Below are 21,711 nucleotides of genomic sequence, written 5' to 3'. Positions count from 1 at the left end.
GCATAGAGGGCGATGCGGCACTCGACAATGAGCATGGCAATTTCAGCATTTCCAGCAGCCAGCCCGACGACAATGGCGTCCTGCGTGTCCGCACGCGGCTGATACCGGATCGCCATCCCCTTAACGTCGATCTCGATGGCGAACTGAAACTCGTCAACAGCAAGCCCGACTACATGGGTTCCTTCACGGCTGGAGTTAACGACAAACAGGTTCATGACGTTGCCGATCAGAAGGCGCAGCCGCGTATCAAGGGGCGCTTCGAGCTGACGAATGATCGCATTCGCATTCCGGAGTACCGTCTGGAAGTCGGCGCCGATGACGATCCCTATGTCGTCACCGGCGAGGCGACGCTGGATACGGGTTCCAAGCCGGAATTTCTGTTAACGGCCGACGGACAGCAGATCGACGTCAACCGCCTCGGCAATACCAAGGGTTCCAACGGCAAGACCAACCGCAACCCGGCGATCTCGGCCCGTCAGCGCCTGAACAGCCTGATTGCGATCGCCGCCGAAGTCCCGGTGCCGCAGGTTCCCGGCAAGGCGACCTTCCGGCTGCCGGCGATCGTGGCGGGCGACACGACCATACGCGACGTGCAGCTCGATCTCGAACCGGCGGGAACGGGATGGAAGATCGACCATGCGGTCGGCACTATGCCCGGGCGTACGCAGGTCGAGGCGCGCGGCAATCTGATGCTGCAGGGCGAGCCGAATTTCATCGGCAATCTGGTCGTTGCTTCCAATCAGCCTTCCGGCTTGGCGTCCTGGCTCGTGGGCTCCGTCGATCCAGCGATCCGGCAGCTGCGTCAAGCGGGCTTTTCTGCCGATGTCAGCCTGCGGCACGAAGACCAGCGCTTCGAGAATCTGGAGATCGCAGTCGGTTCCGCCACGCTCAAGGGCCGGATCGATCGCCAGAGCGGGACGGACAAGACCCCGCCGAAGCTTGCCGTCGATCTGACCGGCGACGCGCTCGATCTCGATGCGCTGAGGGCGCTGACCGGATTGTTTACAGGCCAGGACACCGGCGAATCGCTCTTCGATCATCGCATTACGGCGCATCTGCAGGCCGGAAAATTCACGGCTTTCGGCGTGCCGGCCGATAATGTCGATACCTCCTTCTCCGTGGCCGACGGCGCTCTGACGATCGACAAGCTTTCGGTGCACAATGTCGCAGGCGCCGAGATCACCGCAACTGGCCGCGCCAATGGCTCGCCTTCCGACTACAAGGGATCGGGAGAGATTACCTTCAAGGCCGCAGATCCCGGGCCGTTCTTTGAAATGCTGCGCCAGCATCTGCCGCATCATCCCGTCATGGACCGGCTGGTGCGCAATGCTGCCTGGTATGGAAACACCGCGCTTCGCGGCGCCGTGACGCTCGGCGGGGATCAGGACAGTGCGCTGACGGTTACGCTTGCAGGCGTCTCCAACGGCAGTCGCGTCAATTTCGACTATCGCATGTCCGATCTTTCGGCTTTCGCCGGCAAGGGCACCACGACCCTTGAGGGGACGCTCGAAAATTCGGTGACGTCGATCCTGTTCGGTCAGGCGGGTATCGATCCTCTGCCTGTCGAAGCCGACGCCAATGGCCGTTTGACGCTGAAAGTATCTGCCAACGGCAGCGATCCTGCCGACGCGGCACTGACATTTGCGACCGACAAGACCTCATTCACTGCGAATGGCAAAGTCGATGTCCGCCCCGCTACCTTCCTCAACGGCAACATCGCACTGTCGCTCGAAAGCGCCGATCTCGACCCCTATTTCGTGATGAACGGCATCGGCCTCCCGCAAATGGGCTCCGGCTTGCCGGTGAAATTCCAGGCCAATGCCGCGCTGAATCCGGACAAGATCGTGTTTTCGGGCATGAAGGGACAATTTGCCGACAATAATATGTCGGGTACGCTGACCCTCGACCGGAAGGCGCCGAATCTCAAAGCATCGGGCGAACTGGCGCTGGACAAGGCGGATATGGGCTGGCTGGCGGAAGCCATCTACGGGCCGATGACGGACCCGAAAACGGGCGCTCTCAACAAGGACAAGCTGGGTTTGCCTGCCTTCAGCGGGATGGATATCGGACTCAAGCTTTCGGCAAAACAGGTATGGCCCGGCATATTCGGTCCTATGTCGAACTTCACCGCCAATGCAGCCTACAAGGGCGAGGAGTTGCGGTTGAACGATCTGACGGGCGGCTGGAACGGGGGTACGTTGACGGGCAGCGTGATGCTTGCGAATTCCGACGGCACCGGCTTGCTGCAGGCGAAGCTCGATCTTACCAATGGCGATCTTGCGGCCGTTGCCTGGCAGCGCGATGGAGCGCCGCTTGCCAGCGGGCGCTTCGGCCTTGCCATGAATACCGAGACGAGCGGCAAGAGCATTGCCGAACTTGCGGCAAACGCAAGCGGTTCGGGTGAAATCAAGCTTGGCGAGACGCACGTACGCGGCCTCAATCTCTCGATCCTGTCGCCGCTGCTGTCGGCGACCGACCAGATCCAGGGCGATATCACCGCCGGCAAGGTATTGCCGATCATACAGACGCTGCTCAACAATGGAGAAGCGGTCCTTCCGGCGACAAGCATACCCTTCAACATTTCTACAGGCGTGATCCGCGCGACGAACATCGCAGCCGGCAACGATGTGGCAAAGCTTTCGGGCAATGCCGAAATCAGTCTGCCGGATGAGCGCATGCGCGGATCGCTCGGCATTGATTTCAAGGCCGGAACGGAGGCGCAAAGCGGCGCCGAGCCGGCCTTGCGTCTTGATTTCGCTGGACCGCTTGCGACGCCGGGCCGGACGATGGATGTGACCGACGTGACCAGCTTCCTTTCGGTTCGCGCATTCGAGCGCGAGCGCCGTCGCGTCGAGCGTCTGCAGGCCAATGTACTTGAAAAGCAGCGGCTCCGGCGGGAAGTGGCGCTCTATAAATATACGGCGGCCGTGCGCGAGGCCCAGCGCCAGCGGGATGCGGTCATCGAGAAGCAGCGGCGCGAGGAAGAGGAACGGCTGCGCGATCTGGCTCGGCAGGCAGCCGCCCAGAAGCAGGCGGAAGACGAGGCAAAAGCCAGACAGGCGGCGGAAGAAGAAGCAAATAAGGCCAAGGCGGCTGCCGAAGCGCGGGCCAAGGCGGAGCTCCAACGGACGCAGATACCCAACAGCCCAGCTCCGCAGACAACGGCGCCGTTGAACTTCAATGAATTGCCGGGAGTTGCCCAGTAACGCTCGCCTTCAGGCGATGCTGTCGATGGACGCTGGAAACGACCGTGAAATCACGACGGAATTTTCCCTGGCTATCTGGAACGATTCGGTGAAGCGCGGAGCTGCTGTCGCGTCCTTCCGCTTTCATTCGAATGGCGAAAAGCGCTCTATTCTTGCGCTTTATGCAATTCTGGATGGAATGCCGCCATGCGCTTTTCCTGGAATTGCCCCTGAAGCGCATCGCGATCTTTCAGATTCGTTTACGGCGCTTTCGGTCTCTGATTTTGCGCATGTCCTCATCGCAAAACCGCTGCGCACTTTCGCGCGACACCCTTTAGTTGCGATCCTTCAGCCATTTGAGGACATAGAGGCGGAGGGCCGAGGAGAGGTTGCTGCCGGCCTCGCGGCCGTCATCGATCTCGGAGATCAGCGCAGCGAGTGATGTGCCGCGTGTATTGGCGATAGCCTTCAGTTCTGTCCAGAAGGCGTCTTCAAGGGAAAAGCTTGTGCGATGGCCATGCAGCGTCGCGGAATGTTTACGGATCATCGGCGGATCGATCAAAAATCGGAAATGGCAGGATATCTGTGAAAGTGATTCAAAATGCGGAAGTAAGCAACTGATTTCTGAGGTTTTTTATCTCGGAATCGAAATTAGTCTTCGGTCTTCTTAGGCTCGATCCGGCCTGCTTCATGCGTTTTTTCGGCCTTGTCGTTCAGCGCTTTCGTCAGGTTCTTCTCGGCCTTGGTCCGCCCGAAGGTGATGCGGTTTTGCTCTGCCTGCTTTTCCTTGTCCGAGCGGGCCTGCTTCTTGCGAAACTGGCGCAGATTGACGATTTCGGCGCTCATCGATCTCCTCCCGTTGCGGATATGAAAAGGGGAAGCGGATGCTTCCCCGTCATGCCTACTGCTTCTTGCGGAATGCGTCGAGCGAGACAACCGATCCCGGTTTCTTTTCCTCGCCATCCTTGGCTGCAGCTGCGGGCGCTTCCTCACCTTCGGCCGGCACGGGATAGGCGGTGATTTCGCTAGAGGAGAGTTCCTCCTCATCGGCCAGCGGCACATCGAACTCCAGCTCGAAATTGACGGAAGGGTCGTAGAAGCCGCGAATGGCGTTGAAGGGGATCACGAGCTTTTCCGGAACGTCGGAGAAGGAGAGGCCGATCTCGAACTGGCTCTCGCTGATTTTCAGATCCCAGAACTGATGCTGAATGACGATGGTCATCTGCTCCGGATACTTCGCCTTCAGGTGCTGCGAGATGCGCACGCCGGGAGCGCCGGTCAGAAAGGTGATGAAGAAATGGTGGTCACCGGGCAGGCGGCCGGTGGCGCCGACCTCGGTCAACACCTTGCGGATAACCCCACGCAGGGCGTCCTGTGCCAAAATGTCATAGCGGATATGATCCTGCCCCATGCTTTCCTGTCTTTCGTTGGCCATGTTTTTTATAGGCTTATGCCACGCTGAACGCCGCCGGAAAAGCCCTGTGAGCGAGTCACCGCCGTCGATCTATAATATAGCACTGGAGAAGAAGGTGAAGGCTTCTGTTGCCAGGTGCCTTCGAACCCCGCCTAAGAGTGCGACCCCTTAGGACTTTATTTGAAGTGTCACACCGCGATTAAGCAGCGAGACGAGCTTCCGCATAGTTGTCGTTTGCAACTACAATTTTAGCCCGATAACGGCGGTACAATGCCGAGCGAAAAGTCGATCTTTACACCCTTGTCGATCCTGTTTCGCCCCCATCAAAAGCCGGTCTGTCGCAAGTTCTGCCGGCCGGTTTTTGGTGGAGGCGCCGGGTACCGCCCCCGGGTCCAATAGGTTTATTACACCGCTCATTTATCGCCATAGCCGGCCCGAAGACCGGCAAGGCTGATATAGTGTTTTCCGCGGACGAAGGGAAGGGCAATTGTCATAAATGCTTCGTGGAAACATCGGTTTGCCCGTAAAGTCGCGAGATTTGCCTGAATTACGTTTCGCCGCGGTTGGTTTCGCGTCGGCTTGTCATTAAAATCGCGAACAAGGAATCGGCAGGCGGCCGCTGGGCAGCCTTATCGCCGGAAAATTCAAGCGATTTCGGAGCGCAAGATGGCTCGTCACCCAGAGTATCAATATCTCGACCTGATGGCGCATTTGCTCGAGCACGGCGATCGTCGCATCGATCGCACCGGGGTCGGCACTTTGAGCGGTCTCGGCGCGATGATGCGCTTCGATCTTTCGAAGGGACAGATCCCGATCTTTACGACCAAGCGCGTTTACTGGAAGCTCGCGGTTAAGGAAATGCTGTGGTTTTTGACCGGCGACACCAATATCCGCAATCTGCTGAAGGAAAATGTTCGGATCTGGACCGACTGGCCGCTGGCGAAATATCGCAAGGCAACGGGCGAAAATATCGATCAGCTTGCCTTCGAGAACCGAATTCTCGAGGACGAGGCTTTCGCTCTCGAATGGGGCGATCTCGGTCCGGTCTACGGCAAGCAGTGGCGGCAGTGGCGTGACGCCGAGGGTCGGGTGCACGACCAGCTCGCCGCGGTCATCAAGGATCTCAAGACCAATCCCAGTAGCCGGCGCATGATTTTCCATGCCTGGAATGTCGGCGAGCTTGCCGATATGGCGCTGCATCCCTGCCATATGGTCTATCAGTTTCACGTATCGAATATCTCGGCCGAAGGAGGCAAGCGCCCGCGCCTCAGCCTAATGGTCTTTCAGCGCTCATGCGATCTGTTCCTCGGCAATCCCTTCAACATCTGCCAGCAGGCGGCCTTGCTTGCCATGGTCGCACAGCAGGTCGATATGGACATGGGAGAGCTCGTCTGGTCGGGTGGTGACGTGCACCTCTATCTCAACCATCTGAATGCGATCCGCGAGCAGCTCAGCCGTCAGCCCAAGCCCTTCCCGACCCTGCGCCTGCTTCGCCATCCGGACAGCATCGACGATTATCGCATCGAAGATTTCGAAGTTCTGGGCTATGAGCCGCATGCCGCGATAGCGGCCGAGGTCGCGGTTTAAGCGGCAGTTCGGCCGGCAACGAGCACGGCTCCGGCGACAAGCAGCAACGCTCCGACCAGCTGCCAGGTATTGAAGCCCGCGACCCTTTGCCCGGCGACGGCGGCGTCGAATGCGAGGCCAGCCAGCAATTGGCTGGCGACGAGTACGGCGATGGTTGGGGCCGCTCCAAGGCGCTGATATCCCACAATGCCGGCAAAGACGAAGAACGAGCCGAGCAGGCCCGGGAGCAGAGCCCATGGCCTGACGGCGCCGGCTGCTTCCGTAAGACCGGCGAGGCCGTTGCGCGAAATCAGGATTGCGAGCAGCGCGGTCAATCCAACCGAGGAGTTGATGACAAGCGTGAGCAGCACGGTCGATACCGATTGGGTGATCCGCACCATCAGCGCATTCTGCAGAACGAGCGATATTCCAGCGAGAATGAGCGTTGCCACCGTGATCGGCATCGTGTTTGCGCCTCTACGCTGCCGGCTTGGAATCTGGGTCTGTGCGCTGATCGAGCAGGAGCTGAAGAAAGGCGAGATCGAGCCATCGTCCGAACTTCGTTCCGACCTGGGGGAGAAGGCCGACCTGCTGGAAGCCGAGCTTTTCGTGCAGCCTGATCGAAGCCTCATTGCCGGCCTCGATGCCCGCGACCATCGCGTGCTTGCCGATCGCCCGGGCTCGCTCGATGAGCTCAATCATCAGCGCCTTGCCGATGCCGCCGCGATACTGATCGTTGCGGACGTAGACGGAGTGCTCGACCGTATGCCGATAGCCGTCGAAGGCGCGCCAATCGCCGAAGGAAGCGTAACCGACCACGCCACCGTGATCGTCCGTTGCCACCAGTACGGGATAGCCGAGCTTATGCCGATCCCGCAGCCATTGCCTGCGATTGGCGATATCGACCTGCGCGTCGTTCCAGATCGCGGCGGTATTGGCGACGGCATCGTTGTAGATCGCGGTTATTCCCGGAAGATCCTCGTCTCTCGCATCGCGAATTTGCATCGGCGGCTCCGTGGGTATCCACTAAATTGGATTGATATGTGGTTTAATGTTCCGTCTTGTCATACACCGATTTCCGCATCTGTCCATTATATTATTACAAACATCCAGCGAAGCAAGAGTGCGCTAGCGGCTGATGTCATCAAAGGTTCTGACAAATTTAATGTGATTTCAATGATTAATCGACGTCTCGGGTGGAGGGATGGATTTACTTTTCTCCGGAGCAGGGTTTACTCGCGCCGACTTTCCCAAGGTTGCTCCGGGCAATTGTCATTTCCGCGAATGTCCACTATAGTAATACGCATGTCTCAACTTGATGATATCGACAGGCGCATTGGCGCCCGCATTCGCATCGAACGGGAGAGCCGCGGCTGGTCGTTGACGGAGCTGGCTGAACGCTCGACAGTTTCCCGCGCCATGATCCATAAGATCGAGCGCGGGGAGAGCAGCCCGACGGCAGCGCTGCTTGGCAGGCTCTCAGGTGCCTTCAGCTTGAGCATGTCGACCTTGATGGCGCGCGCGGAGATGCAGCAGGGCCGGTTTCTCCGGAAGGACGAGCAACCCGTCTGGATCGATCCGCAGACAGGTTACGAGCGCCGGCACGTTTCCCCAAAGTCGGATCTGCCGCTGGATCTCGTCCGCATCGAATTGCCGGCGGGCGCGGAAGTTCCGATGCCAGCATCGGCTTATGCCTTCATGAGACAGCTGATCTGGATGCTGGAGGGACGGCTGACCTTTCTCGAGGGAGATACGAAACACTTGATGTCGGCAGGCGATTGCCTCGAACTCGGTCGGCCCAAGGATTGCGTTTTCAGGAATGAAAGCGAAGAGCCGTGCACCTATGCCGTCCTCGTGCTTCGCAACGCTTGAGGAATGGCGCTAAATTTGGCGTTGCCGCCCGGCATTCCACTCGTCCGACTGGGCGACCGGCGATATGCTGCCATCTTCCTCAAGCGGAGAAGGAGATTGGCCGTGGAGATCGCAGTCATCGGAGCCGGCGCGATGGGAAGCGCCGTTGCCCGGCGTTTGGTCGAGAATGGGGCGAGGGTGATCACCTATCTCGAGGGACGTTCGGCTTCGACCATCGAGCGGGCTAAAGAGGTCGGCATGGAGCCGGTCGGATTGGACGACATCGCCTCGTCGCGTCTTATTCTTTCCATTGTTCCGCCCGCTGAGGCCGTTGCCGTGGCCCGGCAGATCGCCGCCGAAATGCGCGAGAGGGGCAGTAAGACGCCGTTCATGGACTGCAACGCGATCTCGCCGAAAACCATGGCGGAGGTCGCGACGATCTTCGGCAGCGGTTGCGGCGTGGTTCTCGATGGCTCCATTATCGGCGGCCCGCCGAAGCCCGGCCACAACGGGCCGAAGCTCTATGTGAGCGGCGATGCAGCCAGCGACAGCGCGGTGCTTGCGGATCATGGGCTTCAGGTCCGCCGTATCGCAGGGGCGATCGGCGCGGCTTCGGCGCTGAAGATGTGCTATGCCGGCATCAACAAGGGCGTGACGGGCCTCGGCACCGCCATGCTGCTTGCCGCGATCCGCTCGGGCGCCGACGTCGCCCTGAAGCGCGAACTTCAGGAAAGCCTGCCGGATCTCGACGCAAAATTCGTCCACGGCATTCCTGACATGTATCCGAAGGCCTACCGCTGGGTTGCGGAGATGGAGGAGATCTCCGAGTTTCTCGGCGAGGATGATCCAGCCGCCTTGATCTTCAAAGGTATGGCCGGGCTCTATCGGAAAATAGCCAGGGATCGGGAAGAGGGAGGCCTTTTGGCCGGCCAGCTCGATAAATTGAACGGCGGCGCCTGATGCAAGGCGGCGACGGATGCCCATCCCCCGTCGCCGCCGTCATGATGTAGGATCATCCCGCCGATTCGCATTGGTATCGGTGAGGCAGACTGAGGGAGACGCATGACCCAACCGATCAAGACCATCGTCGTTGCCGTATCGCGCAACGGCATCATCGGGCGCGAAGGCGATATGCCCTGGCGGCTGTCATCCGACCTCAAGCGCTTCAAGGCGATGACGCTCGGCAAACCCGTCATCATGGGACGCAAGACCTTCCAGTCCATCGGCAAGCCGTTGCCGGGCCGGCCCAATGTCGTCATCAGCCGCGACGGCGGTTTTTCGGCCGACGGGATAACGGTGGCGCATTCGCTCGGTGAGGCGATTGAGGCCGCATCGCGTCTGGCTGAAGAGGGCAGTGTCGAGGAAATCTGTATCCTCGGCGGCGGTGAAATCTATCGCCAGGCGATCGGTCTGGCAGACCGGTTGCTGATCACCCATGTCGAGGCGGACGTTGAGGGCGATACGTCCTTTCCGGAGATCGATTCCAGCATCTGGCAGGCTGACAGCGAACTCGCCGTGCCGGCCGGAGAGAAGGATACTTATCCAACACGTTTCGTTCGCTATTTCAGGCGGAAAGCATAAAAGCAGGCCCCGAAAAGCAAATATTTTCCAATGAATCCGACGAACTTCCTGAAGTCGCGTTGAAAGCAGGTGCTTCGATACCTATAACGGGAAACGATCGCTGCCACCTGCGGATATCGAGCCAAAAATTTCGCGGGACAGCTGCGATGCTGGGAGTCAACAAACAAAGAGGTTTTGATGCCTTGGAGCAATCAGAATGGCGGCGGCGGCCCATGGGGCGGCGGTGGCGGCGGAAATAATCAGGGACCTTGGGGGCAAGGACCGAACCGGCCGCGGGGAAGCGGCAACGGAGGGCCTCCGGACCTTGAGGATATTATTCGCCGCGGCCAGGACCGATTGAAAGGCTTCGTGCCCGGTGGCTTCAACGCGGGCGTTGTCCTCATCATCCTCGCAGTGATCGCCGTTTTCTGGCTGATCCAGTGCGTCTATACCGTGCAGCCGGATGAGCGCGGCGTGGAGCTGCGCTTCGGCAAGCCGCGCGAAGAAGTTTCGATGCCTGGCCTGCATTTCCATATCTGGCCGATGGACCGCATCGAATTCGTCAAGGTGACCGAGCAGCAGCGCAATATTGGCGGTCGGTCGTCTGCCGGTTCGACGGCGGGGCTGATGCTGACGGGCGATCAGAACATCGTCAACGTGCAGTTTTCCGTCCTCTATACCGTGACCAACCCGCAATCCTATCTGTTCAATCTCGAAACCCCCGACGAGACTTTGCAGCAGGTTGCGGAAAGCGCCATGCGCGAGGTCGTCGGTCGCCGCCCCGCTCAGGACATCTACCGCGACAAGCGCCAGGAAGTTGCGACCGAGGTGAGAAACATCATCCAGGATACGATGGATCGCTACGGTTCGGGTATATCCATCAATGCCGTGCCGATCGAGGATGTTTCGCCGCCGCGAGAAGTTGCCGACGCCTTCGACGAAGTGCAGCGCGCCGAGCAGAATGAAGACCAGCAGGTGGAAGAGGCCAATCAGTACGCCAACCAGCAGCTTGGTCAGGCCCGCGGTCGCGCGGCTCAGATCCGCGAAGAGGCGGCCGCCTATAAGGATCGGGTCGTCAAGGAGGCTCAGGGTGAGGCGCAGCGCTTCATCTCGATCTACGACGAATACGTCAAGGCACCTGACGTCACCCGTAAGCGGTTGTTCCTCGAAACCATGGAGTCCGTCATCGGCAATTCCAACAGCATCATCATCGACGACAAGCAAGGTGTCGTGCCCTACCTGCCGCTGAATGAAGTCGGCAAGCAGTCCACGACGCAGGCGGGCAAGCCCGCCGCTGCAACTCAGCCGGAGGCCAAATAATGACGTCCAGCCGTTTGCCAGCCATCCTCATCGCGCTCGCGGTACTGCTGCTGCTCGTTTATTCGTCGGTGTTCGTGGTCAACGCCCGTGAGCAGGCGATCGTCGTGCGCTTCGGCCAGATCCGCGACGTCAAGACGGAACCGGGCTTGTACTTCAAGCTGCCTTTCGCCTTCATGGATGCCGATCGCGTGCAGTATGTGCAGCTGCAGGAACTTCGCTTCGACCTCGACAATATCCGCGTCCAGGTATCGGGCGGCAAGTTCTATGAAGTCGATGCTTTCGTCGTTTACAAGATCATGGATGCGCGCAAGTTCCGCGAGACCGTATCGGGGGATCGCGACGCGGCTGAATCGCGTCTCAGGACCCGTCTCGATGCCGCTCTGCGCCGTGTCTACGGTCTGCGCGGCTTCGAAGCGGCGCTTTCCGACGAACGCGCCTCCATGATGACGGAAGTGCGCAACGATCTGCACCGCGATGCCGAAACGCTCGGTCTCAACATTGAAGACGTTCGCATCCGCCGCACCGATCTGACCCAGGAAGTGTCGCAGCAGACCTATGACCGCATGAAGGCGGAGCGCCTGGCGGAAGCGGAGCTGATCCGTGCACGCGGTAACGAAGAAGGTCAGCGCCGTCGCGCGATCGCGGATCGTCAGGTTGTCGAGATCGTTGCCGACGCGCAGAAGGACTCGGAAGTGCTGCGCGGCGAAGGCGAGGCCGAGCGCAACGCCATCTTCGCCGATGCCTCGAAGCGCGATCCGAACTTCTATGAGTTCTATCGCTCGATGGCTGCCTACAACAAGGCGCTCGCCTCGGGTGGCAAGACCCTCGTGCTGCCGCCGAACCGGTCGGACTTCTTCAAGTTCTTCGACAGTCCTGCGGGTACGGCACCCAATTCCGGGGCGCCGGCGCCTGCCAATCCGACGCCGCCAGCGAAGTGAGTCGTCAAATCAAGGAACTGAAGGGCTGCCCAGGGGTGGCCCTTTTCCTTATGGCGGGTCGCATCGCGTTCACCCTGCCTGCAACGGCGGCGCGCAGGTCCGGGGATTTCGCAAAAAGGTGATTTCACGCTTCATCATTCCGCCTTATGTTGATGCTTATACAAGTTTTCCCCTATCTCGATGAGGATGCCTGATGGCTTCGACCAATCGCCTGCTTTTCAGTCGTTCCTTTGCCTTGCTTGCGAGCATCGCGCTGATTGCCGGCCCCGTTGCGGGCGTAACCGAACAGGCTTATGCGCAGGCGCAGAACAGCGGCGCGGCCGCTGGGGTCCAGGCACCGGGCACCGCCGCCGGTCAGACGCCTCCGGCAGCATCGCCCACGGTCACGATGAACCCGGCCATGAATGCGGGGCCGGCTTCGGTTGCCGATCTTGCTGCCGGATTGCTCGATGCGGTCGTCAACATCTCCACCTCGCAGAAGGTAAAGGATGAAGGCAGCGGGCCGGCGGCGCCGAAGGTGCCGGACAATTCACCCTACCAGGATGAATTCAACGATTTCTTCAACAACAAGAAAGACGACGACAGCAACCGCAAGGTGAGCTCGCTCGGCTCCGGCTTCGTCATCGATCCCACAGGCTATATCGTCACCAACAATCACGTCATCGAAGGCGCCGACGATATCGAAGCGATCTTTCCGAACGGTACCAAACTGAAGGCCAAGCTGATCGGGACGGATACGAAGACCGATCTTTCGGTTCTCAAGGTCGAGCCGAAACATCCGCTGACGGCCGTGAAGTTTGGCGATTCCTCCAAGATGAGGATCGGCGACTGGGTCATGGCAATCGGCAATCCTTTCGGCCTCGGCGGCTCCGTGACCATCGGCATCGTCTCGGCGCGCGGGCGCAATATCAATGCCGGTCCGTACGACAATTTCATTCAGACGGACGCGGCAATCAACAAGGGCAATTCCGGCGGTCCGCTCTTCAATATGAAAGGCGAGGTGATCGGCATCAACACCGCCATCATCTCCCCGAGCGGCGGCTCGATCGGCATCGGTTTTGCCGTACCGTCCGAACTGGCGGAAGGCGTTGTCAATCAGCTCAAGGATTTCGGTGAGACCCGCCGCGGCTGGCTCGGCGTGCGTATTCAGCCGGTCACGGATGATGTCGCCAACAGCCTTGGTCTTGGCAGCGCCAAGGGTGCGCTCGTGGCCGGCGTCATCAAGGGCGGCCCGGTGGACAACGGCTCGATAAAGGCGGGCGATGTCATCCTGAAATTCGATGGCAAGGATGTGGACGAAATGCGCGATCTGTCGCGCATCGTTGCCGAAAGCCCCGTCGGCAAGGAAGTCGATGTCGTCATCCATCGCGACGGCAAGGAGCAGACGGTCAAGGTGACCCTCGGCCGACTGGAGGACAGCGATCAGGCTGCCGCGGCCAGCACCGACAAGAACAAGAAGCCGCAGCTCGCGCCCGACGACAAGAGCAATGGCGACGGCGTCATCAACCCTGACGAGGGAGAGAATGGCAATGACGACGGCATGGATGGGCAGGATCAGGGCAGTGATCCGCAGCAATCGCCACAGGCTCAGCCGCCAGCACAGGCAACGTCGAACATACTCGGAATGAAGCTTGCGACACTGACGGCCGAAAACCGCAAGAGCTTCGGCATAGCCGACAGCGTCGATGGCGTCGTCATTACCGAAGTGGCGCCAGGTTCGGCAGCGGCGGAAAAAGGACTGAAGCCCGGCGACGTCGTCGTGGAGGTTGCTCAGGAATTCGTCCAGACTCCGAGTGCGGCTTCGGAGAAGGTGGCTTCGCTGAAGCGGGAAGGACGCCGCAACGCGCAAATGATGATCGCGTCTCCGAATGGTGATCTGCGCTTCATCGCCGTTGCGCTGGAATAGGATTCAACGCGTTCTTCGTCCGTCCTGCTGCACACGCCATTCCGCGGCACCCAGGCGATAGACGACATGACGCTTTAGATGCGGATGCGTCTCCGGAATGTGCGGATGGTCGAAATCGCAGGCCGGATCGCGCCGCATGCCGATCTTGGCCATCGCAGCGCGTGCACGCCTGTTGTCACGCACGGCAATCGACAGGATTTCATCGATCTCCAGCCGCGTGAATGCATGATGCAGAAGAGCCACGCCGGATTCGGTCGCGTGGCCGTTGTTCCAATGGCGTGCTGAGATCCGCCAACCGATTTCCACGGCATCCTGCGGCAAGAGGGGCGGGAGCTGCAGTTTCGATAGTCCGCAGAACCCGATTGCCTCGCCGCTGTGCTTCAAGACCATGACGAGAAGCTCGAATCCGGGTTCCGGCGTCACGTTCCGGATCATGGTGAATATGGCGTCCGCATCCTTGCGGCTGCGGCGGAAGGGAAAGAATTCGAGAACGGCCGGATCGGAGCTCAGCTCATGAAACAGCTCCCGATCTTCTTCCATGCATGGCCGCAGGATGAGCCGAGATGTTTCGATTTTCGTCATTGCGCGGAGCGCCACTCGGCTGCCGTCAGGCGGTAGAGGACATGGCGCCGCAAATGGGGATGAGTGTCGGGGACGCTGGGGTGATCGAAATCGCCGCCCTCGACGCGATGCATGCCGATCCGCTCCATTACCGCGGTCGATCTGATGTTGTTGTGCACGGCGAAGGAAACGATTTGATTGAGGCCGAGCTTTCCGAAGCCATAGGCCAGCAATGTCCGCGCCGCTTCGGTGACCAGCCCCTTGCCCCATTGCCGCGCCACCAGCCGCCAGCCGATCTCTATCGTTCCGGCCGGGACGAACGGTTCCAGATGATCCGTTCGCATCAGCCCGCAATAGCCGATCGCTTCGCCGCTTTCCTTCAACTCCAGCACGTAGAGGCCGAGCCCGGTTTCCGCGATCATCGACCGAACGCGGTCGAAGAAAACGTCTGCTTCCGCACGATTGCGGCGGAACGGGTAAAATTCCATGACGGCTTCGTCGGAGTTGATCTCGTAGGCCAGGTCGCGATCCGTCTCGCGCCAGTTGCGGATGACGAGGCGGTCGGTTTTGGCGATGATCATCTGTGGCCCCTGATTTCGGCGCTTCGTGCCGTTCTACGGCTTGACGAAGTCCGTCTTGCGATAGCCTTGGATATAGAGCAGGGCAGTCAGATCGCCGTGGTCGATGCGCATTCCTGCTTGTGCGGAAACCGTCGGCTTGGCATGGAGCGCGACGCCGGAGCCGGCAAGCTGCAGCATGCCGAGGTCGTTGGCGCCGTCGCCGACGGCCAACGCCTCATCAACGGAAATGCCGAGCCTCTCGGCGATATCGTTCAGCGCATCCACCTTGGCCTGCTTGCCGAGGATCGGCTCCTCGACGAGGCCGGTCAGGATGCCGCTTTCTTCCAGCAGGACATTCGCCCGGTTCTCGTCGAAGCCGAGGGCCATGCCGATCCGGCTGGTGAAGACGGTGAAGCCGCCGGAAACGAGGGCGGTGTAATAGCCCTTCGCCTTCATGGTGGCGATGAGTTCAGGGCCGCCCGGCGTGAGCGTGATGCGCTTGGCAATGACATCGTCGACAACGGAGATCGGCAATCCCTTCAGCAGAGTCACGCGCTCGCGCAGGGCCGGTTCGAAGGCAATCTCGCCGTTCATCGCGCGCGCGGTGATGTCGGCGACCTTCTCCTTGAGGCCGATTTCGGCGGCGAGCTCGTCTATGCACTCCTGGCCGATCATGGTGGAATCCATGTCGGCGATCAGCAGCTTCTTGCGGCGGGTTTCCGCTTCCTGGATGACGAGATCGATTCGCGCGCTGCCGATTATCGCCAGGAGATTGGCCTCTGCGGCCTGCAGGTCCGTACCGTCGCGCAGCGCGATATCGCAGGCAATGCCGTCGGCCAGCCAGTACAGTCCGGACGCCTTGACCGTTTCAGCCGCCTGCTCGGCGATGGCCGGAACAAGAACGGGATTTGACGGATTGGCAATAAGCGTGGCAACGAAGGCCATGAGCAGAAACCTTATGAGCGATATCGACGCGATCCTGATAACCGGGCCGACCGCCAGCGGCAAGTCCGCGCTGGCCGTAGAATTGGCGCGTTCTCATGATGGCGTTGTCGTCAATGCCGACAGCATGCAGATTTATAACACCCTGCGCATCCTCACTGCGCGCCCCTCAGAGGCAGATATGGAGGGCATTCCGCACCATCTTTACGGCCACATTCCGGCGGCGCAGGCCTATTCGACAGGTGTCTGGCTACGCGAGGCCGGCGCCTTGGTCGAGCGTCTGCGCGGCGAGGGGAGAATGCCTGTCTTCGTCGGCGGCACGGGGCTCTATTTCAAGGCGCTAACTGGCGGGCTTTCCGACATACCCGAGATACCGTCCGATATCCGTAATCGGCTCCGCGGCCGGCTGCTGGCGGAGGGGGCTGAAGTGCTGCATCGCGAGCTCGCTGAGCGTGATCGCGCCGTCGCGGAAACTTTGAACCCGCAGGACGGGCAGCGTATCGTTCGTGCGCTCGAGGTGATCGAAGCGACCGGCCGGTCGATCGCTGCCTTTCAAGGCAAGACCGGACCAATGGTCGTCGATCCCGACCGCGCGCGGAAGATCGTCGTGCTGCCCGACCGCACCGTGCTGCACGAGCGCATCAACGGCCGCTTCGAGAAGATGCTGGCAATTGGCGCCGAGGAAGAGGTGCAAGCCCTCCTGGCACTGGACCTGCCGCCGGAAATGCCTGTCATGAAGGCGATCGGCGTTGCCCAGATCGCCGCGATGCTGAAAGGCGAGATGACGCGCGCGGACGTGCTTGAAGCAGGAGCGGCGGCGACGCGGCAATATGCCAAGCGGCAGATGACTTGGTTCCGCAATCAGATGGACGAGAGTTGGGAGCGCTTGAGCCTGTAGTTCGGGGTGTCAGTCCTTGTCGTAAAGACTGCTCAGGGGCTTTTTCAGGATGCTGTCCCGCAAGGACAAGCCGGATTCCCGCCGCGGAGGCGGGGCGAGTTCCCTTGGCACCACAGGGTGCGCGCCTCCCTCGTCGCTGCGGAGTTCACGGCGCAATTCCGCAAGCTTACTGTCGATCGATGTTTGCGAAGCTGCTGCCGGTTGCGGTGGGGCGGTACGAGGCAGCATGTCGGGACGGTAAGGTTCGATCGGTGGCAGGCCCGATTCCGCTTGATGCGGAATTGTTCGCTGGACTGGCCCTTCGTCGAAGTCATCCTTGATATCCGTTATGGGCACAGCATTGTAGTTCTGCTGCGGAGGACTGATGTCGGGACCCGAAATCGAGCGCATGCGGCTGATGATCGTGCGCAGATCGACCGTGTCCGGCGAGTCCTCGCTGGTTTTCGCCACACTGCCGCTGGCTTTCGGCAGCAAATGCCGATCGACCTGTGAAAAGCGCATGCGCATGGGGACTGCGATGGCCTCGCCGAAGGCGATCGCTTCGCCATTGCCGATCGATGACAGGAAGCTGGTCGTGGAGATCGAGGAATTCGGGATGGCCGAACGGATGATTTCCTGGTCGCGATCGTTGGCGAGGCGCATGGCAAACAGCGTCGAGCATTGCGACAGGATCGTCTGGTCGAGTTCGCCCGGCCGCTGGGTGATGATGCCGAGCGATACTCCGTATTTGCGGCCTTCCTTGGCGATGCGGGCGATGGCCTGCCGCGTCGGGAAGAAGCCGAGATTCGGATCGGCGGGAATGTAACGGTGTGCTTCCTCGCAGACGACCAGCATATGGATCGCGCCATCGCTCCAGAGCGCCAGTTCGAATGCCATGCGGCAGAGCACCGAGGCGACGGAATTGATGACTTCCGAGGGAATTCCGGCAAGCTGAAATGTGCAGATCGGCTTGCCGTCTCCCGGGATGCGGAAGATCTTGGCGATGGTCTCCATGATCGTATCGGTGATCGTATTGTTGGAGAACATGAAGTGGTAGCGCGGATCGTTGATCGCCGAGATGATGCGCATCTTCAGCGAGCGCAGATGCGGCTTTTCCTGGCGGCCTTCGAGGCGGCCGATGCGCTCGTCGATCTGCGCCAGCAGATCGGCCATGCGATAGGGAACGGGCGTGTCCGCCGTCACGGAAGACTTTTCCGTTTGACGGCGCATCAGGCTTGAATCGCTGCCGCGGAAGGCGCGTCTCGCTTCGGGAATGAGATCGCGGAGCGCATCGAGTTCCTCCGGCACGGCCGGACGGCCTCGGAAGACGACTTCGCTGAATTCGTCCAGCCGCATCAGCCAGAACGGCAGATCGAGTGTATCCGTGTCAATGACGACGGCGTGCCTGGGGAAGGCGGCGGCGAATTCATTGTGCGGGTCGAGGATCAGCACGCGCAGTTTCGGATCGGTGCTGATCGCCTTGTGCAGCAGCAGCGAGACGGCGGTCGATTTGCCGACGCCGGTCGAGCCGACAACGGCGAAATGCTTCGACAGCATCGACGGAATATGGATGGCGGCATCGATGCTTTCGTCCTGCGTCAGCTTGCCGATGACGCAGCTGTTGCCCTTGCCGGCATCGAAGATGCGCATGAGGTCTGCCGCGCGGATGCGATGAGCGATGGCGCCGAGATAGGGGTAGGCGGAAATGCCGCTCGAAAATTCTTCGCGGCCGTCCGGTTCGACGCGGACTTCGCCCAGCAATTCCACTTCGATGCGGAAGAGATTGTCCTGTCCTTCGCCCCAGCCGACGCCCTGAGTGTTCATGGAATAGACGAGGGCCGCCACGCGGTTCGATCCGACGCTGATGGAAATCAGCCTGCCGACAGACCAGAGTTCGGTGAGATCCGTACCGCCGGCTTCTGCAACGGCGGCGATCGTGGCGCGTGAGCCGTTGCATGCGACAACGCGGCCAAGGAAGCGATTTCCCGGCTTCAATTTGTCGCGACGATCCAAATCTCCAGCCTTGCCGGATGTCTGCAGATCATTATTCAGCAAACAGCTACCCCAACTATTAGATGTCGGAGCATAGAGAAATGGGCTTAACAAAACCCTGTCTACTATCCGCGCTTTTTACAGGGTTATGAGGCGGCCGCGATTTTTTATTGCTTCACGCGTTGACGCTTCGAAATTTTCTGTCTATCACTTCGGCCCATGAAAAACTCGATCGTTCTTATCGTGGTGGGAAAGCGCATGGGCAGGATGGTGTAACCGTCCGGCGACAGCCACCCATGCGCTAGATGACAGGCTCCCCAAGGGGCCTTTTTTTATGCCCGAAATCGAGATTTCATCTTTCCAAACCTCCAGCAGACAGCGGAACAAACGTATGACCGGCACAGATAATCAGGCGAGCGGCAATCGAATGACAGGCGCGGAGATCGTGTTGCAGGCGCTCAGGGACAATGGCGTCGAACACATCTTCGGTTATCCGGGCGGCGCCGTGCTTCCGATCTATGACGAGATCTTCCAGCAGGATGATATCAAGCACATTCTCGTACGCCACGAGCAGGGCGCCGGCCATGCGGCCGAAGGTTATGCCCGCTCCACCGGCAAGGTCGGCGTCATGCTGGTCACCTCCGGTCCGGGCGCGACCAATGCGGTTACGCCGCTGCAGGACGCCTTGATGGATTCGATCCCGCTCGTCTGCCTGAGTGGCCAGGTTCCGACCACGCTGATCGGCTCCGACGCGTTCCAGGAATGCGATACCGTCGGCATCACCCGGCCTTGCACCAAGCACAACTGGCTGGTCAAGGACGTCAACGAGCTGGCTGCCGTCATTCATGAAGCCTTCCGCATCGCGCAATCAGGCCGTCCGGGTCCCGTCGTCGTCGACATCCCGAAGGATATCCAGTTTGCGACCGGCACCTATACGCCGCCGGAAGCGCACCATGTCCAGAAAAGCTATCAGCCGAAGATCCAGGGCGACCTCAACAAGATCAACCAGGCGATCGAGTTGATGAAGAATGCCCGTCGTCCGGTCATCTATTCCGGCGGCGGTGTCGTCAATTCGGGTCCGGAAGCGTCCAAGCTGCTGCGCGAACTGGTCGAGCTGACGAACTTCCCGATCACCTCGACGCTGATGGGTCTCGGTGCCTATCCGGCCTCGGGCAAGAACTGGCTCGGCATGCTCGGCATGCACGGCTCCTACGAAGCCAATATGGCGATGCATGATTGCGACGTCATGGTCTGCATCGGCGCGCGTTTCGACGACCGCATTACCGGTCGCCTGAACGCCTTCTCGCCGAACTCGAAGAAGATCCATATCGATATCGATCCGTCTTCGATCAACAAGAACGTCCGTGTCGATGTCGGTATTCTCGGCGATGTCGGCAATGTTCTGGAAGACATGGTTCGGCTGTGGCGCGCGCTGCCGCAGAAGCCCGCAGCGGACCGCCTCGGCGACTGGTGGGCCGATGTTGCCCGCTGGCGTGCGCGCAATTCTTTTGCCTATAAGGCGAGCGACGATGTCATCATGCCGCAATATGCGATCCAGCGCCTCTACGAGCTGACGAAGCATCGCGATACGTACATCACCACCGAGGTCGGTCAGCACCAGATGTGGGCGGCGCAGTTCTACGGTTTCGAGCAGCCGAACCGCTGGATGACCTCGGGCGGCCTCGGCACCATGGGCTATGGCCTGCCGGCAGCGCTCGGCGTTCAGATCGCCCATCCGGAAAGCCTGGTCATCGACATTGCCGGCGACGCTTCGATCCAGATGTGCATTCAGGAAATGTCGGCTGCGATCCAGCACGATGCGCCGATCAAGATCTTCATCCTCAACAACCAGTACATGGGCATGGTTCGCCAATGGCAGCAGCTGCTGCACGGCAATCGTCTCTCCAATTCCTACACGGAAGCGATGCCGGATTTCGTCAAGCTTGCGGAAGCCTATGGCGCCGTCGGCCTGCGCTGCGAAAAGCCGGGCGATCTCGATGCCGCCATCCAGGAAATGATCGACGTCAAGAAGCCGGTCATCTTCGATTGCCGCGTCGCCAATCTCGCCAACTGCTTCCCGATGATCCCCTCGGGCAAGGCGCATAACGAAATGCTGCTGCCGGACGAGGCGACCGATGAGGCCGTCGCCAATGCGATCGACGCCAAGGGTCGCCAGCTGGTTTGATCGATAGCGGGGGCGCGGTGCAAGCCGCGTTCTCGGTCGATCTCGCTGGCACACCGAACAAAAACCGAGGAAACGGAACAGGAATAATGAACGCACACCTTCAACCCACGGGCTCCGCCTATTTCATTTCGCCGGAAACCGCGGCGGCCGAGAGCCATACGCTCTCTGTGCTTGTCGACAACGAGCCCGGCGTTCTCGCCCGCGTCATCGGCCTCTTTTCCGGCCGTGGCTACAACATCGAAAGCCTCACGGTTTCGGAGACGGAGCATCAGGCGCATCTGTCGCGGATCACGGTCGTTACGCGCGGCACGCCGCAGGTGCTGGAGCAGATCAAGGCGCAGCTTGAGCGCATCGTTCCCGTTCACCGCGTCGTCGATCTCACCGTGCGTGCCCGCGAACTCGGCCAGGAGCGGCCGATCGAGCGCGAAGTGGCGTTGCTGAAGGTGACCGGAAGCGGTGAAATGCGTGCCGAGACGTTGCGGCTGGCCGACGCATTCCATGCCAAAGTGGTGGATGCGACCATCGAGCACTTCATTCTCGAGATCACCGGCAAGTCCTCGAAGATCGACCAGTTCATCGCCATCATCAAGCCGCTCGGCCTGATCGAAGTCTGCCGTACCGGCATTGCCGCGATGAATCGCGGCTCGCAGGGGATGTGAGAACCTGTAGCGTCGAGGGGGATCGCATATGAGGCAAATCGGCGCTGCAAACTCCTTCTCCCCTTGGGGAGAAGGTGGCCCGAAGGGCCGGATGAGGGGGGCTTTCCGATTTGAATTCGCGAATTTTCGTAGTCCTGGCAGATACCCCCTCATCCGCCTGACGGCACCTTCTCCCCGAGGGGAGAAGGGGAAACA

At 60.2% G+C, this 21,711-nt stretch carries 20 protein-coding genes and 1 other RNA gene; 11 read left to right on the top strand and 10 right to left on the bottom strand.

The window, feature by feature from the left end:
* The coding region (locus Q4Q11_RS14490) for an AsmA family protein (protein ID WP_498569928.1) at nucleotides 1-3,206 on the top strand (3,206 nt) is incomplete at its 5' end.
* 313 nt (nucleotides 3,207-3,519) lie between these two features.
* Here the strand turns inward: Q4Q11_RS14490 and Q4Q11_RS14485 are convergent.
* The 4 genes from Q4Q11_RS14485 to ssrA all read right to left on the bottom strand — a co-directional run bounded on the left by Q4Q11_RS14485 (nucleotide 3,520) and on the right by ssrA (nucleotide 5,084).
* Complete coding sequence (locus Q4Q11_RS14485; RefSeq protein ID WP_112510371.1) at nucleotides 3,520-3,732, bottom strand: ribbon-helix-helix domain-containing protein; 213 nt, start codon at nucleotides 3,730-3,732, stop codon at nucleotides 3,520-3,522.
* A 104-nt stretch (nucleotides 3,733-3,836) separates the two neighbouring features.
* A complete protein-coding gene (locus tag Q4Q11_RS14480) occupies nucleotides 3,837-4,031 on the bottom strand; it encodes a DUF4169 family protein (protein ID WP_112510190.1) in 195 nt (64 codons plus the stop codon).
* Nucleotides 4,032-4,086: 55 nt separating this feature from the next.
* A complete protein-coding gene (locus tag Q4Q11_RS14475; RefSeq protein ID WP_113336962.1) occupies nucleotides 4,087-4,596 on the bottom strand; it encodes an SspB family protein in 510 nt (169 codons plus the stop codon).
* A 117-nt stretch (nucleotides 4,597-4,713) separates the two neighbouring features.
* Nucleotides 4,714-5,084, bottom strand: a transfer-messenger RNA (tmRNA) gene (gene ssrA / locus Q4Q11_RS14470).
* 181 nt (nucleotides 5,085-5,265) lie between these two features.
* Between ssrA and Q4Q11_RS14465 the strand changes: the two genes are divergently transcribed.
* Nucleotides 5,266-6,186, top strand: coding sequence for a thymidylate synthase (locus Q4Q11_RS14465; RefSeq protein ID WP_112510186.1), 921 nt, complete (start codon nucleotides 5,266-5,268; stop codon nucleotides 6,184-6,186).
* Here the strand turns inward: Q4Q11_RS14465 and Q4Q11_RS14460 are convergent.
* Nucleotides 6,183-6,629 carry a DMT family transporter gene (locus Q4Q11_RS14460; protein WP_498569927.1) on the bottom strand — a complete coding sequence of 149 codons (447 nt, stop codon included), beginning with the start codon at nucleotides 6,627-6,629 and terminating at the stop codon, nucleotides 6,183-6,185. The two genes, Q4Q11_RS14465 and Q4Q11_RS14460, sit on opposite strands and share 4 nt — an antisense overlap.
* 13 nt (nucleotides 6,630-6,642) lie before the next feature.
* Nucleotides 6,643-7,170, bottom strand: coding sequence for a GNAT family N-acetyltransferase (locus Q4Q11_RS14455; protein ID WP_113336959.1), 528 nt, complete (start codon nucleotides 7,168-7,170; stop codon nucleotides 6,643-6,645).
* Nucleotides 7,171-7,470: 300 nt separating this feature from the next.
* On the opposite strand from Q4Q11_RS14455, the gene Q4Q11_RS14450 reads away from it, so the two are divergent.
* The 6 genes from Q4Q11_RS14450 (at nucleotide 7,471) to Q4Q11_RS14425 (ending at nucleotide 13,740) form a co-directional block, all read left to right on the top strand.
* Nucleotides 7,471-8,037: a helix-turn-helix domain-containing protein gene (locus Q4Q11_RS14450; protein ID WP_498569926.1), complete on the top strand. Its 567-nt coding sequence runs from the start codon at nucleotides 7,471-7,473 to the stop codon at nucleotides 8,035-8,037.
* A 102-nt stretch (nucleotides 8,038-8,139) separates the two neighbouring features.
* The gene (locus Q4Q11_RS14445) at nucleotides 8,140-8,976 is read left to right on the top strand and encodes an NAD(P)-dependent oxidoreductase (protein ID WP_498569925.1); all 837 of its coding nucleotides are present in this window, start codon (nucleotides 8,140-8,142) and stop codon (nucleotides 8,974-8,976) included.
* 102 nt (nucleotides 8,977-9,078) lie between these two features.
* The gene (locus tag Q4Q11_RS14440) at nucleotides 9,079-9,597 is read left to right on the top strand and encodes a dihydrofolate reductase (RefSeq protein ID WP_112510174.1); all 519 of its coding nucleotides are present in this window, start codon (nucleotides 9,079-9,081) and stop codon (nucleotides 9,595-9,597) included.
* 177 nt (nucleotides 9,598-9,774) lie between these two features.
* Nucleotides 9,775-10,896, top strand: coding sequence for an FtsH protease activity modulator HflK (gene hflK / locus Q4Q11_RS14435; RefSeq protein WP_113216260.1), 1,122 nt, complete (start codon nucleotides 9,775-9,777; stop codon nucleotides 10,894-10,896).
* Nucleotides 10,896-11,834 (top strand): protease modulator HflC, encoded by a 939-nt coding sequence (gene hflC, locus Q4Q11_RS14430; RefSeq protein ID WP_112510170.1) that lies wholly within the window; start codon nucleotides 10,896-10,898, stop codon nucleotides 11,832-11,834. The genes hflK and hflC overlap by 1 nt, the downstream gene beginning before the upstream one ends.
* Nucleotides 11,835-12,027: 193 nt before the next feature.
* Nucleotides 12,028-13,740, top strand: coding sequence for a Do family serine endopeptidase (locus Q4Q11_RS14425; RefSeq protein WP_498569924.1), 1,713 nt, complete (start codon nucleotides 12,028-12,030; stop codon nucleotides 13,738-13,740).
* 3 nt (nucleotides 13,741-13,743) lie between these two features.
* Here Q4Q11_RS14425 and Q4Q11_RS14420 read toward each other — a convergent pair whose 3' ends face one another.
* From Q4Q11_RS14420 to serB, 3 genes are read right to left on the bottom strand one after another with little or no spacing between them, the layout of a single operon-like run.
* Nucleotides 13,744-14,322 (bottom strand): GNAT family N-acetyltransferase, encoded by a 579-nt coding sequence (locus Q4Q11_RS14420; protein WP_498569923.1) that lies wholly within the window; start codon nucleotides 14,320-14,322, stop codon nucleotides 13,744-13,746.
* Nucleotides 14,319-14,882, bottom strand: coding sequence for a GNAT family N-acetyltransferase (locus Q4Q11_RS14415; RefSeq protein WP_498569922.1), 564 nt, complete (start codon nucleotides 14,880-14,882; stop codon nucleotides 14,319-14,321). Before Q4Q11_RS14415 ends, Q4Q11_RS14420 begins: the two co-directional genes overlap by 4 nt.
* Nucleotides 14,883-14,915: 33 nt before the next feature.
* The gene (serB, locus tag Q4Q11_RS14410) at nucleotides 14,916-15,806 is read right to left on the bottom strand and encodes a phosphoserine phosphatase SerB (RefSeq protein ID WP_498569921.1); all 891 of its coding nucleotides are present in this window, start codon (nucleotides 15,804-15,806) and stop codon (nucleotides 14,916-14,918) included.
* A 13-nt stretch (nucleotides 15,807-15,819) separates the two neighbouring features.
* Here serB and miaA point away from each other — a divergent pair, with 13 nt between their 5' ends.
* Nucleotides 15,820-16,701, top strand: a complete 882-nt coding sequence (gene miaA / locus Q4Q11_RS14405; protein WP_498569920.1) for a tRNA (adenosine(37)-N6)-dimethylallyltransferase MiaA — start codon at nucleotides 15,820-15,822, stop codon at nucleotides 16,699-16,701.
* 9 nt (nucleotides 16,702-16,710) lie between these two features.
* Here miaA and Q4Q11_RS14400 read toward each other — a convergent pair whose 3' ends face one another.
* Complete coding sequence (locus Q4Q11_RS14400; RefSeq protein ID WP_498569919.1) at nucleotides 16,711-18,735, bottom strand: ATP-binding protein; 2,025 nt, start codon at nucleotides 18,733-18,735, stop codon at nucleotides 16,711-16,713.
* Nucleotides 18,736-19,063: 328 nt separating this feature from the next.
* Between Q4Q11_RS14400 and Q4Q11_RS14395 the strand changes: the two genes are divergently transcribed.
* Both Q4Q11_RS14395 and ilvN read left to right on the top strand, forming a co-directional pair.
* Complete coding sequence (locus Q4Q11_RS14395; RefSeq protein WP_112510153.1) at nucleotides 19,064-20,857, top strand: acetolactate synthase 3 large subunit; 1,794 nt, start codon at nucleotides 19,064-19,066, stop codon at nucleotides 20,855-20,857.
* Between the two features lie 86 nt (nucleotides 20,858-20,943).
* A complete protein-coding gene (gene ilvN / locus Q4Q11_RS14390; protein ID WP_112334546.1) occupies nucleotides 20,944-21,516 on the top strand; it encodes an acetolactate synthase small subunit in 573 nt (190 codons plus the stop codon).
* Nucleotides 21,517-21,711: the final 195 nt, after the last annotated feature.

It is taken from the genome of Rhizobium sp. UFLA01-1127 (assembly GCF_059803845.1).
The sequence above is the reverse complement of the archived record's forward strand: the minus strand, read 5'-3'. Positions and strand labels throughout refer to the sequence as shown.